This is a genomic window from Roseomonas sp. GC11, assembly GCF_024437745.1.
GTDB lineage: Bacteria > Pseudomonadota > Alphaproteobacteria > Acetobacterales > Acetobacteraceae > Pseudoroseomonas.
The window spans coordinates 34,887-47,888 of record NZ_JANFNY010000004.1; the positions used below are offsets into that span (position 1 = coordinate 34,887).

Annotated in this window: 13 protein-coding genes and 1 tRNA gene; 5 read left to right on the top strand and 9 right to left on the bottom strand. The window is 68.2% G+C overall.

Features of this window, described 5'->3' with window-relative positions; genetic code table 11:
• Positions 1–31: 31 nt before the first annotated feature.
• From dprA to ruvX, 6 genes are all read right to left on the bottom strand, one after another.
• Entirely contained in the window at positions 32–1,168 is a 1,137-nt protein-coding gene (gene dprA / locus NON00_RS02165) for a DNA-processing protein DprA (RefSeq protein WP_256017220.1), read from the bottom strand.
• Positions 1,165–1,758, bottom strand: coding sequence for a glycerol-3-phosphate 1-O-acyltransferase PlsY (gene plsY, locus NON00_RS02170; RefSeq protein ID WP_256017393.1), 594 nt, complete (start codon positions 1,756–1,758; stop codon positions 1,165–1,167). The genes dprA and plsY overlap by 4 nt, the downstream gene beginning before the upstream one ends.
• Entirely contained in the window at positions 1,758–3,035 is a 1,278-nt protein-coding gene (locus NON00_RS02175) for a dihydroorotase family protein (RefSeq protein ID WP_256017221.1), read from the bottom strand. The genes plsY and NON00_RS02175 overlap by 1 nt, the downstream gene beginning before the upstream one ends.
• Before the next feature lie 8 nt (positions 3,036–3,043).
• The gene (locus tag NON00_RS02180) at positions 3,044–3,988 is read right to left on the bottom strand and encodes an aspartate carbamoyltransferase catalytic subunit (protein WP_256017222.1); all 945 of its coding nucleotides are present in this window, start codon (positions 3,986–3,988) and stop codon (positions 3,044–3,046) included.
• Between the two features lie 226 nt (positions 3,989–4,214).
• The gene (locus tag NON00_RS02185) at positions 4,215–5,378 is read right to left on the bottom strand and encodes a hypothetical protein (protein WP_256017223.1); all 1,164 of its coding nucleotides are present in this window, start codon (positions 5,376–5,378) and stop codon (positions 4,215–4,217) included.
• A gap of 51 nt (positions 5,379–5,429) precedes the next feature.
• Positions 5,430–5,900 carry a Holliday junction resolvase RuvX gene (ruvX, locus tag NON00_RS02190; RefSeq protein WP_256017224.1) on the bottom strand — a complete coding sequence of 157 codons (471 nt, stop codon included), beginning with the start codon at positions 5,898–5,900 and terminating at the stop codon, positions 5,430–5,432.
• 69 nt (positions 5,901–5,969) lie between these two features.
• Between ruvX and gatC the strand changes: the two genes are divergently transcribed.
• The 5 genes from gatC to NON00_RS02215 all read left to right on the top strand — a co-directional run bounded on the left by gatC (position 5,970) and on the right by NON00_RS02215 (position 10,139).
• Complete coding sequence (gene gatC, locus NON00_RS02195; protein ID WP_256017225.1) at positions 5,970–6,257, top strand: Asp-tRNA(Asn)/Glu-tRNA(Gln) amidotransferase subunit GatC; 288 nt, start codon at positions 5,970–5,972, stop codon at positions 6,255–6,257.
• 3 nt (positions 6,258–6,260) lie between these two features.
• Complete coding sequence (gene gatA / locus NON00_RS02200) at positions 6,261–7,745, top strand: Asp-tRNA(Asn)/Glu-tRNA(Gln) amidotransferase subunit GatA (RefSeq protein ID WP_256017226.1); 1,485 nt, start codon at positions 6,261–6,263, stop codon at positions 7,743–7,745.
• Positions 7,742–9,193, top strand: coding sequence for an Asp-tRNA(Asn)/Glu-tRNA(Gln) amidotransferase subunit GatB (gene gatB, locus NON00_RS02205; RefSeq protein ID WP_256017227.1), 1,452 nt, complete (start codon positions 7,742–7,744; stop codon positions 9,191–9,193). Before gatA ends, gatB begins: the two co-directional genes overlap by 4 nt.
• An 86-nt stretch (positions 9,194–9,279) precedes the next feature.
• Positions 9,280–9,909, top strand: a complete 630-nt coding sequence (locus NON00_RS02210; RefSeq protein ID WP_256017228.1) for a glutathione S-transferase family protein — start codon at positions 9,280–9,282, stop codon at positions 9,907–9,909.
• A 135-nt stretch (positions 9,910–10,044) separates the two neighbouring features.
• Positions 10,045–10,139, top strand: a tRNA-Ser gene (locus NON00_RS02215).
• A gap of 61 nt (positions 10,140–10,200) precedes the next feature.
• Here the strand turns inward: NON00_RS02215 and NON00_RS02220 are convergent.
• The 3 genes from NON00_RS02220 to NON00_RS02230 all read right to left on the bottom strand — a co-directional run bounded on the left by NON00_RS02220 (position 10,201) and on the right by NON00_RS02230 (position 12,995).
• A complete protein-coding gene (locus NON00_RS02220) occupies positions 10,201–11,310 on the bottom strand; it encodes a site-specific integrase (RefSeq protein WP_256017229.1) in 1,110 nt (369 codons plus the stop codon).
• A gap of 946 nt (positions 11,311–12,256) precedes the next feature.
• Positions 12,257–12,457, bottom strand: a complete 201-nt coding sequence (locus NON00_RS02225; RefSeq protein WP_256017230.1) for a hypothetical protein — start codon at positions 12,455–12,457, stop codon at positions 12,257–12,259.
• Positions 12,458–12,545: 88 nt separating this feature from the next.
• Positions 12,546–12,995 carry a hypothetical protein gene (locus NON00_RS02230; protein WP_256017232.1) on the bottom strand — a complete coding sequence of 150 codons (450 nt, stop codon included), beginning with the start codon at positions 12,993–12,995 and terminating at the stop codon, positions 12,546–12,548.
• Positions 12,996–13,002: the final 7 nt, after the last annotated feature.

Here is a 13,002-nt window from a genome sequence, read left to right on the forward strand (position 1 = left end):
CGCCTGCCGGGGCTGCCGTCTGGCGGGGTCTCTACCGTAAGCCGCTGCGGATAACCCGGTTGCCGGGAAGGGTTTCTATCCGCCCCTCCAGCTCCAGATCGAGCAGGATCGCCTGCACCGCAGCGGCAGAGAGGTGGCAGCGTCGCACCAACTCGTCAACCACAACTGGCGAAGGGCCTATCAGATCAAGCAGTTGCCCTGCCTCTCCAGGCGGCGGCGCGAGGGGTAGCGCGGCCTCGACCGGCGCGGCGCGGCCGGTCACGGCCCCCATCGGGCGCGGCGCGGCGGGCAGATTCTCCAGCACATCCTCCGCCCGCTCGGTCAGGTGGGCGCCCTGGCGCAGCAGGTCGTTGGAGCCGGCGCAGCGCGGATCCAGCGGGCTGCCCGGCACGGCGAAGACCTCCCGCCCGGCCTCCAGCGCCAGCCGCGCCGTCATCAGCGTGCCGGAGCGCAGGGCCGCCTCCACCACCACCACGCCGAGCGACAGCCCGGCGATGATCCGGTTGCGGCGCGGGAAATGCCGGGCGATGGGCGCGGTGCCGAGCGGCGCCTCCGCCACCACCAGCCCGCGCTCGGCGATCAGGCCCTGAAGCTCCGCATGCTCGGGCGGATAGGCGCGGTCCAGCCCGCCGGGGATGACGGCGATGGTCGCCCCCGCCCGCAGCGCGCCGAGATGCGCCGCCCCATCCACCCCGCGCGCCAGGCCGGAGGTAACGACGAGCCCGGCGGCGGCCAGCCCCTCGGCCAGATCGGCGGCCATGCGGCGGCCGAGCGCCGAGGCATTGCGCGCCCCCACCAGCGCCACCTGCGGCAGGCCCAGCAGGCTGGTCTCGCCGATGCAGGCCAGGGCGGGCGGCGCGCTCTCCAGCAGGGCCAGCAGGGGGGGGTAGTCGGGGTCGTCGAGAAAGAGGAACCGGCCGCCCATCGCGGCCACCTCCTCCATCTCCCGCCGGATGGCGGCCGGCGGGGGCGGGCGGAAGGGGGCGCCGCGCCAGCCGCCCCCCGCGTGGTGGCCGCCCGCATGGCCACCGCCCGGGGCAAGCCCGGGCAGCGCCTCCAGCGCGGCCTCGGCGGTGCCGTGCCGCTCCATCAGGCGGCGGAAGGTGAGGGGGCCTACCCCTTCCGTCCGCGCCAGACGCAGCCGCGACAGCGCCGCCTCGTCGTTCATTTTTTCTTCTCGCCGATCCGCGGTTCGGTGCCCGCCAGCAGGCGCCGGATATTCTCATGATGCCGGGCGATGATCACCGCCGCCAGCACCAAGGCGAAGGCGGCCAGCGGCAGATCCCCCGCCAGCAGGGCGATGACCGGCGCGGCGGCGCAGGCCGTCAGCGCCGAGGCGGAGGAAATCCGGGTGATCCTGGCCATGGCCAGCCAGAGCAGGGCGCAGGCCAGGCCCAGCCACCAGGCGGCGGCCAGCAGCACGCCCGCCCCGGTCGCCACGCCCTTGCCGCCCTTGAAGCCGAGCCAGACGGGAAAGACATGGCCGAGCAGCGCGCCCAGCCCCGCCACCAGCCCGGCCTCCCGCCCCCAGAGGGCGGTGAGCACCAGCACCGGCACCACGCCCTTCAGCGCGTCCAGCAGCAGCGTCGCCGCCGCCACCTTTTTGTTGCCGGTGCGCAGCACATTGGTGGCGCCGATATTGCCGCTGCCGATCTGGCGGATATCGCCCAGCCCCGCCGCGCGGGTCAGCAGCAGCCCATAGGGCACCGAGCCGGAGAGATAGCCGATGCCGGCCCCGGCGAGGATCAGAGCGTCCATCATGCGCCGAACACCCGGCGGCCCGCCTTCCAGGTGCCGAGGACCTTGCCCTCCAGCGCCCGCCCGTCAAAGGGCGAGTTCTGCGCCTTGCCCGGCAGGCGCCCGGCCTCGACCTTCCAGGCGCGTTCCAGATGGAACAGCACAAGGTCGGCCGGGGCGCCGCGCTCCAGCCTGCCCACCGGCAGGCCGAGCAGCGCCGCCGGCCGGCTGGTCAGCAGCGCCAGCGCGGCACTGAGAGAAAGATCCCCGCCATGCACCCGCGCCAGGGTGATGCCGAGCAGCGTCGCCAGCCCCGTGCCGCCGGCCGAGGCCTGGGCGAAGGGCAGGCGCTTGTCATCCGGGTCCGCCGGCTGGTGGTCGGAGGCGATGGCGTCGATCGTGCCATCGGCCAGCGCCGCGACCACCGCCAGCCGGTCCGCCTCCCGCCGCAGCGGCGGGGAGAGCTTGGCATAGGTGCGGAAATCGCCGATCGCCGTCTCGTTCAGGTCGAAATAGGGCGGCGCCGTGTCGCAGGTGACGGCCAGCCCTTCCGCCTTGGCGGCGCGGATCAGCTCCAGCGCAGCGGCGGTGGAGACATGGGCGAAATGCACATGCCCTCCCGTCAGCCGGGCCAGGGCGATGTCGCGCGCCACCATGATGGCCTCCGCCGCCGGCGGGATGCCGGGCAGGCCGAGGCGGGTGGCCAGTTCCCCCTCCGTCGCCGCGCCGCCCCGGGCGAGGCTCGGCTCCTCCGGGTGCTGCACCACGAAGCTGCCAAAGGCGCGGGCATAGGAGAGGGCGAGGCGCATGGTGCGCGCGCTGGCGATGGCGTGCGTGCCATCGGTGAAGGCGATGGCGCCGGCCTCCTTCAGCAGGCCGAACTCGGCGATCTCCTGCCCGGCGCAGCCCTTGGTGGCGGCGCCATAGGGCAGGATGGTCAGGCTGCCGGTGGCCTCGCCCTTGCTGCGGACGAACTGCACCAGGGCCGGGTCGTCCAGCACGGGCTGCGTCTCGGGCAGGGCGCAGAGGGTGGTGATGCCGCCCGCCGCTGCCGCCAGCGCGGCCGAGTCGATGGTCTCGCGGTATTCGGCGCCGGGCTCGCCCAGGGCGGCGCGCAGATCGACCAGGCCGGGCGCCAGCACGGCCCCGCCGCAATCGACCACATCGGCCCCGTCCGGGATGCCGAGGGCGCCGCCATGGTCGGCGATCACCCCGCGGCTGACCAGCAGGCTGCCCGGCGCGTCCAGCCCGGAGGCCGGGTCGACGAGGCGGGCATTGACGAAGAGGGTATCAGGCATGGGGGTCATCACAGCCGCGCATTCCGCCGGGCGTTGCGGGAAAGGACATCGAGCACGGCCATGCGGACGGCCACGCCCATCTCCACCTGCTCGCCGATCACGCTGCGGGCGGGGTCGTCGGCCACGGCGCTGTCGATCTCGACGCCGCGGTTCATCGGGCCGGGATGCATGACGATGGCATCCGGCCTGGCATAGGCCAGCTTCGCCGCGTCCAGGCCGTAGAAGCGGAAATACTCGCGCGCGGAGGGGATCAGCCCGCCCGCCATGCGCTCCTTCTGCAGGCGCAGCATCATCACCACATCGGCGTCCTTCAGCCCGGCCTTCATGTCGTGGAAGACCTCGACGCCGAGGCGCGTGGCCTCGGCCGGGATCAGCGTCGGCGGGCCGATCAGGCGGACGCGGCAATTCATCGCCAGCAGCAGGTGGATGTTGCTGCGCGCCACGCGGCTATGCGCCACATCGCCGCAGATGGCGACCACAAGGTTCTCCAGCCGGCCCTTGCGGCGGCGGATGGTCAGGGCGTCGAGCAGGGCCTGGGTCGGGTGCTCATGCGTGCCGTCCCCCGCATTGATGACGGCGGCATCCACCTTGCGGCTGAGCAGGGCCGGGGCGCCGGACTGGGCATGGCGCACCACCAGCAGGTCGCAATGCATGGCGTTGAGGGTGGAGGCCGTGTCGAGCAGCGTCTCCCCCTTGTTCACGCTGCTGCTGGAGACCGTCATGTTGACGATGTCCGCCCCCAGCCGCTTGCCCGCCAGTTCGAAACTGGTGCGGGTGCGGGTGCTGTCCTCGAAGAACAGGTTGATGAGGGTGCGGCCCTTCAGCAGGTCCCGCTGGGTTTTGCCGCTGCGGTTCAGCAGGGCATAGGATTCCGCCAGATCCAGCAGATCGGCGATATAGGGCGGCTCCAGGCCCTCGAGGGCCAGGAGGTGCCGGTGAGGATAGGGCAGCATGGAGGGACCAGTCCGGCTAGAGGCGCCGGACCATAGCCATCCTTGCCCTCCGCCGGAAGGGCCGGGTTGCGGTGGTGGCGGGAGAGGAAAAAGTTTAAGTAATAAACTTCTTTTTCTGAAGAAAAAGAAGCAAAAAGACTTTTTCAGTTATTTTATTTAATTCGCATAAATTACATCTGAAAAAGTTTTTTGGTTCTTTTTTCCAAAAAAGAACACAATTTTCTGCTCAAAACCCTTCTGCGTCATCTCCGCAATCGATCCGCGGCAGGGCCAGCAGCAGGCGGAGCAATTCGCCCTGCCGGTTGGTGCCGGTCTTGGCCAGGAGGGACTGGACCTGGCTGCGAATGGTGGTCAGTCGCACGCCGCGGGTCATGGCCACGTCTTCCACGCTCAGCCCTGTGGCCAGGTTGGCGGCCACCTCCGCTTCCGCGCGGGTGAAGCCGAACATGGCCATCACCTGGTCGACCAGGCTGATGGCCGGCGCGGCATTGGGGTCGGAGACCAGCAGCATGGCCAGGGGGCCGGGTACGGGCGGCAGGTCCGGCATGGGCAGCTGGAAGGGCACCATCATCATCGCCAGGGCCAGGCCGCCATCGGCGGTGGCGCAGCGCATGGAGCCGGCGCGGTGGGTCTGGCCCGGCGTGGTGGCCTGGGCCAGCAGCGTGGCGAAGAGGGCATCGGCCGAGGGTTGCAGCAGCCGCAGCCGCCCGCCGCTGGACTGCACCATGGGCCCGCCCCGGCGCAGCAGCATGCGGCGCGCCGCCCGGTTCATGAAGATGCAGCGCCGGTCCGCCCGCAGGATGGCGACGCCACCGGCCAGCTCATCCAGCGCCGCATAGCCGATCTGCCCGAGGGTGCGGCTGCTGAGCAGCTGCTCCTCCACCTTCATGGCGCGCATCAGGTGGGGCCAGAGGCATTGCAGGCTGGCCATCTGGTCCGGGGTATAGGGCCCCATCTCGCGCGGGCGGTGCAGGCCGAGGACCAGGGTCTGCTCACCGATCGGCGCCTGCCCGCCCGCCAGGTAGAAGGCATTGCCCATGCTGGGGCGCAGCAGGTCGTTGTAGAATTCGGAGCCTTCGACTTCTGTGTCCGTCAGGTAGGTCTGCGAGAAAAACGTGTTGCCGCGCTGGCCGCTTCTCAGCCGCAACAGGAAGATGTCGCGGTTGAAATAGTATTCGCGATAAGCGCGCGCGGTTTCCGGCGGGATGTTCAGCGTCGCCAGGATGGAGGGGCGGGCGGGCGGCGGCCCCTGCCGGTGCAGGGCGGCATTCTGCGCGCCCACCATGGCGGCGAGGCTCTCCAGGATCGCCTGCCAGCCACGCTCCGGCCCCCCTCCAATGGCCAGATCGTACAGGTCCCCGATCAACGCATGGAGGTGGTCATCGGGCATGCCGGAGCCTGTTGTTCCGCACGCTTTCATTATTCCGGAATGTGACCGGTTTCACCAGCTTCGTCCAGCGGTATCCAGTGCCGCTTGTAGCATATAGGCGGCGGCGGCGGCATCCACGGCCTTGGCCCTTTTGGCGCGGGTCAGGTCCGCTTCCTCGATCAGCATGCGGTTGACGGCGGCGGAGGAGAGGCGCTCATCCCAGAGGGCGGCGGGCAGGGCGGTGGCCTCGGAGAGGGCCTTGGCCCAGTCCTTGGCGGCCTGGGCGGCGGGTCCGAAGCTGCCATCCAGCCCGAGCGGCAGGCCGACCACCAGCCCGCCGGCGCCTTCCCGGCGGGCGATGGCCAGGATCTCGGCGGCATTGGCGGCCAGCTTGCCGCGCGGCAGGCCGCGATAGGGGCTGGCCAGCATCAGCGTGACATCGGACAGGGCAACGCCGATGATCTTCTTCCCCGGATCGAGGCCGATCAGCCTCTGGCCGGGGGAAAGGGTGGCGCGCAACTCGCTCAGGTTGAAGATGGGCATGCCGGTGTTTATGGTCCGCCCCCGTTTGCGCGCAAACCCACAGACACACACTTCCGGAAGAAGAACAGAATGTCGCTCGACACCGCCACAGTCCGGCGCGTCGCCTCGCTCGCCCGCCTCAGGGTGGAGGAGCAGGATCTGCCGCGCCTCGAGACCGAACTGAACGGAATTCTTGGCTGGATCGAGCAGCTCCAGGCCGTCGATACCACCGGCGTCGAGCCGATGGCCGGCGGCGGGGCCGAGAGCCTGCGCATGCGCGAGGACCAGGTGACCGATGGCGGGCAGCAGCAGGCCGTGCTGGCCAATGCGCCCGACCGTGCCGATGCCTTCTTCGCCGTCCCCAAGGTGGTGGAGTAAGCCATGACCGCCCCGACCGATTTCACCATTGCCGGCGCCCGCGCCGCGCTCGATGCCCGGCGGATCAGCGCCGTCGAGCTGACCCGCGCCCATCTGGACGCGGTGGAGCAGCTCAACCCGCGCCTCAACGCCTATATCACCATCACGCCTGAGGTGGCGCTGGCCCAGGCGGCGGCGGCTGATGCGGCGATCGCCCGCGGCGAGGCCGGGCCGCTCTCCGGCATTCCGCTGGCGATCAAGGATCTGTTCTGCACCGCGGGTATCCGTACCACGGCGGCGAGCCGCATTCTTGGTGATTTCGTGCCTCCCTATGAGAGCACGGTGACCACGAAGCTGCTCCAGGATGGCGCCGTCTTCCTGGGCAAGGCGAATCTGGACGAATTCGCCATGGGCTCCTCCAACCTCAGCTCCGCCTTTGGCGGGGTGGAGAACCCCTGGAAGCGGGCGGGCGCGCCGGAGACGGTGCTGGTGCCCGGCGGTTCCTCCGGCGGCTCGGCCGCGGCGGTGGCGGCGCGGCTGGCGCTCGGCGCCACGGCGACCGACACGGGCGGCTCGATCCGCCAGCCCGCCGCCTTCTGCGGCGTGACCGGCATCAAGCCGACCTATGGCCGCTGCTCGCGCTACGGCATCATCGCCTATGCCTCCAGCCTTGACCAGGCCGGCCCGGTGGCCCGCACGGTCGAGGACTGCGCCATCCTGCTGCGCTCCATGTCCGGCTTCGACCCGAAGGACTCCACCAGCGCCAACCGCGCGGTGCCGGATTTCGCCGCCGCCGTGGCGCGGGGCGTGAAGGGCCTGCGCATCGGCATCCCGCGCGAATACCGGGTGGAGGGCCTCTCCCCCGAGATCGACGCGCTGTGGCAGCAGGGCATGGACTGGCTGAAGGCCGAGGGCGCGGAGCTGGTCGAGATCAGCCTGCCGCACACGCGGCACGCGCTGGCCACCTACTATATCGTGGCGCCGGCCGAGGCCTCCTCGAACCTCGCCCGCTATGATGGCGTGCGCTTCGGCCTGCGCGAGGATGGCAAGGACCTCAAGGACCTCTATGAGCGCAGCCGTGCCGCCGGCTTTGGCGCCGAGGTGAAGCGCCGCATCCTGGTGGGCACCTATGTGCTCTCCGCCGGCTATTACGACGCCTATTATGTGAAGGCGCAGCAGGTGCGGGCGCTGATCAAGCGCGATTTCGACCAGGCCTGGGAGAAGGTGGACGCCATCCTGACCCCGGCGACGCCGACGGCCGCCTTCGGCCGCGACGAGACGCAGGACGATCCTGTGGCGATGTATCTGAACGACGTCTTCACCATCACCGCCAATCTGGCGGGCATCCCGGGCATGGCGCTGCCGGCCGGGCTGGACGCGCAGGGGCTGCCGCTCGGCCTGCAGATCCTCGGCCGGCCCTTCGATGAGGAGACCCTGTTCGCGATTGGCGGCGCCATCGAGCGCGCCGCGGATTTCAAGGCCACCCCGGCGGTGAGGGCTGCGGCATGAGCTACACGATCGAAGGCGGGACCGGCGCCTGGGAAGTGGTGATCGGGCTGGAGGTGCATGCCCAGGTCACCTCGCTGGCCAAGCTGTTCAGCGGTGCCGCGACCGAGTTCGGCGCCGAGCCGAACGCGCAGGTCAGCTTCATCGATGCGGGCTTCCCCGGCATGCTGCCGGTGATCAACCGCGAATGCGTGGCGCAGGCCGTGCGCACCGGGCTCGGCCTCAACGCGCAGGTCAATCTGTGGTCGCGCTTCGACCGCAAGAATTATTTCTATGCGGACCTGCCGCAGGGCTACCAGATCAGCCAGTACCAGTTCCCGATCATCGGCAAGGGCGAGATCGAGATCGAACTGGCCGATGGCACGCGCAAGGCGATCGGCATCACCCGCCTGCATCTGGAGCAGGATGCGGGCAAGTCGCTGCACGACCAGCACCCGACCAAGAGCTATATCGACCTCAACCGCTCCGGCGTCGCGCTGATGGAGATCGTCTCCGAGCCTGACCTCCGCTCGCCGGAGGAGGCCGGCGCCTATCTGACGAAGCTGCGGCAGATTCTGCGCTATCTCGGCACCTGCGACGGCAATATGGAGCAGGGCTCGCTGCGGGCGGACGTCAATGTCTCCGTCCGCAAGCCGGGCGAGGGCTTCCGCACGCGCTGCGAGGTGAAGAACGTCAACTCCATCCGCTTCGTCATGCAGGCGGTGGAGGCCGAGGCGCGGCGCCAGGTCGAGCTGTGGGAAGCCGGCGAGGTGGTGGAGCAGGAGACGCGCCTCTTCGACACCACGCGCGGCGTCACGCGCTCCATGCGCTCCAAGGAGGATGCGCATGACTACCGCTACTTCCCCGACCCGGACCTGCCGCCGCTGGTGCTGGACGCCGCCTGGGTGGAAGAGCTGAAGGCCGCCCTGCCGGAACTGCCCGATGCCCGCCGCGCGCGCTACGTTCAGGATTTCGGCCTGACGCCCTATGACGCGCATGTGCTGACGCTGGAGAAGGAGACGGCGGCTTTCTACGAGGCCGTGGCCAGGGGCCGCGACCCGAAGATGGCGGCCAACTGGATCACCGGCGACTTCTTCGCCGGCCTCAACCGCACCGGCGCCAGCATCGGCAATTCGCCGATCAGCGCCGCCGATCTCGGCGCGCTGCTCGATCTCATCAGCGACAGCACCCTCTCCGGTAAGCTCGCCAAGGAGGTGCTGGAGGTGATGTTCGAGACGGGCAAGGCGCCGGGCGTCATCGTCGAGGAGCGCGGGCTGAAGCAGGTGACCGACACCGGCGCGATCGAGGCGGTGATCGACGAGGTCATGGCGAAGAACGCGGACAAGGTGGCCGAGTATCGCAGCGGCAAGGAGAAGCTCTTCGGCTTCTTCGTCGGCCAGACGATGAAGGCCATGCAGGGCAAGGGCAACCCCGCCCTGGTCAATGACCTGCTGAAGAAGAAGCTGGGCTGACATCTCCGCGCGCCGGGCTGACGTGGGGCCCGGCGCGTGCTTCCCTCCCGGACCTGACATCCCCCAGGGCCGGGAGAACCGCCACGATGATCACGCTCTACACCTGGAACACGCCCAACGGACGCAAGATCAGCGTCGCGCTGGAGGAGATGGGGCTGCCCTACACCGTCAAGGTGGTGGACATCACCAAGGGCGAGCAGTTCAACCCCGATTTCCTGAAGATCGCGCCCAACAACCGCATCCCCGCCATCGTCGATGATGAGGGGCCGGAGGGGCAGCCCGTCAGCGTCTTCGAATCCGGCGCCATCCTGCTTTATCTGGCGGAGAAGACCGGGCGCTTCCTGCCGGCCGATGCGCGCGGGCGCGTGGCGGTGTGGGAATGGCTGATGTGGCAGATGGGTGGCTTCGGCCCCATGCCGGGGCAGGTCCACCATTTCCTGATGCGTCCGGAGGGCCCCGCGCGCGATTATGGGCTGGAGCGCTATGGCACGGAGACGCGCCGCCTCTATGGCGTGCTGGAGCGCCGCCTGACGGGCCGTGACTTCGTGGCGACGGAGGGCGAGCCGAGCATCGCCGATTTCGCGATTCTGGGCTGGGCCTGGCGGCATGAGCGGCATCTCGGCACGCTGGAGGAATTTCCCGCCGTGGCTGCCTGGTATGCCCGCATGATGGCGCGGCCCGCCGTGCAGAAGGGTTTTTCCGTTCACCTCGGCTGAAGAAAGGCGCGGGGGAGGGTGGTTTTCACCATCTATCCCCAGCTTTTTCGCCAGGAATGCCGCGGGGCGTTTGACGTGGCCCCGCGAGGGCGCTAGAAGCGGCCTCGCATACGCCGTGTAACTTCAAAACCCTGCGGAGGGGTGGCCGAGTGGCCGAAGGCGGCGGTTTGCTAAACCGTTAGGGGAGTCTAAACCTTCCCTCGTGGGTTCGAATCCCATCCCCTCCGCCACCTTCCTTTTCAATGACTTAGGGGAAGGTGGGTTCACACTAGGGAGCGACTAAGGCTCCCGTCACGCCGCCTTCCCGTCACCCCCCGTCACCTCTGTGACGGTCACTTTCTCCCCCTCAGGGGAGGGACCAGGGCCAGCGAAAACCTCCCCGATCCGCGCCGCGACGCCCGCCATGGCGGTATCCGTGTATTTGGCGTAACGCTTGGTGGTGCGCACGTCATGATGCCCCAGCCACACCCCAACGGCGCCTAAATCAACCCCGGCGCTCACCAGAGCGGTAGCGCAGGTGTGCCTCAGGAGGTGCAGGCTGGTCCCCCGGGGCACGCCCAGGGCATCACGCCAGGGGCGGAACCGCTTATTGTACGCCGCGTACTCATAGGGGAACACCCTGTGGTGCGGCAGGGCGTCCTTAGGGCGCCGCCGGGTGAGCATAGAGGCAACCGCGGGGGTCTGCGGTGCGAATCGGTCATCCCCATTTTTGGTGTCATAGAAGCGCAGGCGCCGCCCCTCCACATGCTGCCATTCCAGGCCCAGGGCCTCCGAAGCGCGGCAACCCTGCTCCACCAGTAGCAACACGAGGTCAGCAAGCTCGGGATCACGCGCGCGCATCCGCTCCAGCAGCGCAGCCACCGCCTCAGGCGCCACGTACCATTCGCGGGCCTTCGGTGCGCTCATGCGCTGCACCTTGGGGCGCTTGGTCAGCATCCCGGCATCTTCCCCCGCGCGCAGCATCCGGGACAGGGCGTTGAGGTAGTTATTGATGGTCTGATTGCTCTTCCCCTCCGCAATCATGTCCAGGCGCCACCGGGTCACCGCGGCGGCACCTATGGTTTCCGCTGGGGTGTGAGCGCCGAACCGCTTGCACGCAGCTTCGGACAGGCGGGTGGCATCTTTCTCGTTCTTGCGCCCCTTCCAGATTTCCGGGTCGCCCAGGCAGATGGCCCGCAGGTCGCCCAGGGTGACCCCCTGGGGCGCATAGGTGCGAGGTGCTGCCTCCTGCCGCCCTACTACGGAAGGCCCGGGGGGCGGGGCGCGACCGGCTAGGACATTAGCCCGGGTGACCGCCTCCCACGCCTCCGCCTCGGCCTTGGTGGGGAAACCCTGCTCCCGGTACCGCTTGCCTTGGATGGTGCAATCGGCCTGCCAGGTGCCGTTACGAAGCCGCGCCATGATCCGCCTCACCATAGAGAATGCTGCGAACCCGTTCCGCCAGGCGGTGACCCGCCGGGGTCAACGTGAGGATGCGGTAACGGGTGTCGTTAGGGTCGATCTCCTGTTGGACCAGGCCATCCCCCTCTCGCCCCTTAACCACCCGCGAGGATAACCCCGCGATGGTCCGGGAGACCGCGGCGGAGGATAGGTCTAGTTGATCCTCCAGTTCGCGCATGGTGACCCCTGGGCGGCTAGCCACCGCCAAGAATGCCATCATGGTCTGTACCTCCATCTCGCGCCTCACGCCCCGGAACTGAGAGAGGGCGGCAAATAAGCGCGCGCTCCCCTGCACCGGGGCTAATGGGTTCTTTGGCATGGTGGCGAGGCCCTTTCTTTGTTCGGCTGATTTCGAAGTCAATAAGGCTATGATGAATGCGGAGCGTTACGGCAAGGTTTCCCCTGGCGTAGGTGCTCCGCAGGCGGAAAGCCGCCTTCGAGGTAAGAGAATATCCCACGTAAAAATCAAAAGCACCCATGAAAGTGGCTCCAGCGGATGCCACCAAGCGAAGCTTTTCCATTTTTGACCACCGGCCTTTGTACCGTGACATGAAACCAAAATTGGGCCTGAAGCGCAACGGCTAAGTAGGTATGATTTCCCCCCTCCCCCCGCGCAGGGAGGCCACCCAAAAAGGCAGGAATTTGTCTATAGAATTGTATTTAAATGGATTTGACCCCAGAGAGTGCGCTTATCGCGATCTTGTGATTAACTGGGGGTTGCTTTGGGGGTACGCTCGCACCCGGCTTTATAGGATTTATTCCCTGGCATTGGTGCGGCGCCGGAACCTAAGGGTGACCTGAAGGTAACCCTGGGTACACGGATGTACCTGGCGTATGGGCTGGAGGCGCCCAGGGGCTTTATAGGGTGCCCCCGGGTGGTCCTTCAGCCGATGCGTCAGGTGGGGCTTCAGCGGTAGAAGGTCACGGTCGGGTGCCGCGCCAGGATGTGCGCCTTGGCTGCCTCCCGGCTGGCGGCGCGGAAGTACACCCCGCCCTCACCCTCGCTATCTTCAGCGTACCACAGGGGTGCGCCCAGGCCCCAGTAGGCGCCACCACGGTCATAGCCGCCGGAGGTGATAGGGATGCGGCGCAGATAACAGCGCCCCATCATCTCCCCTTGGGAGCGATCCCGGCGGCCCATGGGAGCGCCATAGGTGCTGAAGACAGGCGGGGAGGGGTTGCGCATGGTCATGGCGTCAGCCCTCCACCTTGCTGGCAGCCGCCGCCCAGGCGGAGGCCCATTGCAGCGCCCGCTCTTTGCTGTGGAATACCGCCACACGCGCCGCCGCGCTCCACACCTCAAATTCACCGCTCGCGGGGTGGCGGGTGATCTCATAATCACCGATCTCTGCGACCATTTCGCGCGGCACAGTCATGGCTTCAGCCCTCCCCCCCGCGTCGTCTTCATGTGGTACCACGCGAACAGCCACACGATATTGCCGACACACCTCCCCCGGTTCCGCCGTTGATTTCTCGAATGCGTTCAGATCCTCAATGACGGATCGGGCATGGGACACACTATCAAACCGCGCGACGTTATCGGCCAGTTGCCAGATATAGACTGCGGGCTTGATCTCTATACGCACCTCCGCAGTCCAATAGATGGTGCCGGGTGGCAACTCTGCATCAGCGAGGTAAGCGGCCATAGGGTGA

Coding starts and splice junctions, on each gene's coding strand:
- dprA (WP_256017220.1), bottom strand. CDS start 1,168: ATGAACGACGAGGCGGCGCTGTCGCGGCTGCGTCTGGCGCGGACGGAA.
- plsY (WP_256017393.1), bottom strand. CDS start 1,758: ATGGACGCTCTGATCCTCGCCGGGGCCGGCATCGGCTATCTCTCCGGC.
- NON00_RS02175 (WP_256017221.1), bottom strand. CDS start 3,035: ATGCCTGATACCCTCTTCGTCAATGCCCGCCTCGTCGACCCGGCCTCC.
- NON00_RS02180 (WP_256017222.1), bottom strand. CDS start 3,988: ATGCTGCCCTATCCTCACCGGCACCTCCTGGCCCTCGAGGGCCTGGAG.
- NON00_RS02185 (WP_256017223.1), bottom strand. CDS start 5,378: ATGCCCGATGACCACCTCCATGCGTTGATCGGGGACCTGTACGATCTG.
- ruvX (WP_256017224.1), bottom strand. CDS start 5,900: ATGCCCATCTTCAACCTGAGCGAGTTGCGCGCCACCCTTTCCCCCGGC.
- gatC (WP_256017225.1), top strand. CDS start 5,970: ATGTCGCTCGACACCGCCACAGTCCGGCGCGTCGCCTCGCTCGCCCGC.
- gatA (WP_256017226.1), top strand. CDS start 6,261: ATGACCGCCCCGACCGATTTCACCATTGCCGGCGCCCGCGCCGCGCTC.
- gatB (WP_256017227.1), top strand. CDS start 7,742: ATGAGCTACACGATCGAAGGCGGGACCGGCGCCTGGGAAGTGGTGATC.
- NON00_RS02210 (WP_256017228.1), top strand. CDS start 9,280: ATGATCACGCTCTACACCTGGAACACGCCCAACGGACGCAAGATCAGC.
- NON00_RS02220 (WP_256017229.1), bottom strand. CDS start 11,310: ATGGCGCGGCTTCGTAACGGCACCTGGCAGGCCGATTGCACCATCCAA.
- NON00_RS02225 (WP_256017230.1), bottom strand. CDS start 12,457: ATGGGGCGCTGTTATCTGCGCCGCATCCCTATCACCTCCGGCGGCTAT.
- NON00_RS02230 (WP_256017232.1), bottom strand. CDS start 12,995: ATGGCCGCTTACCTCGCTGATGCAGAGTTGCCACCCGGCACCATCTAT.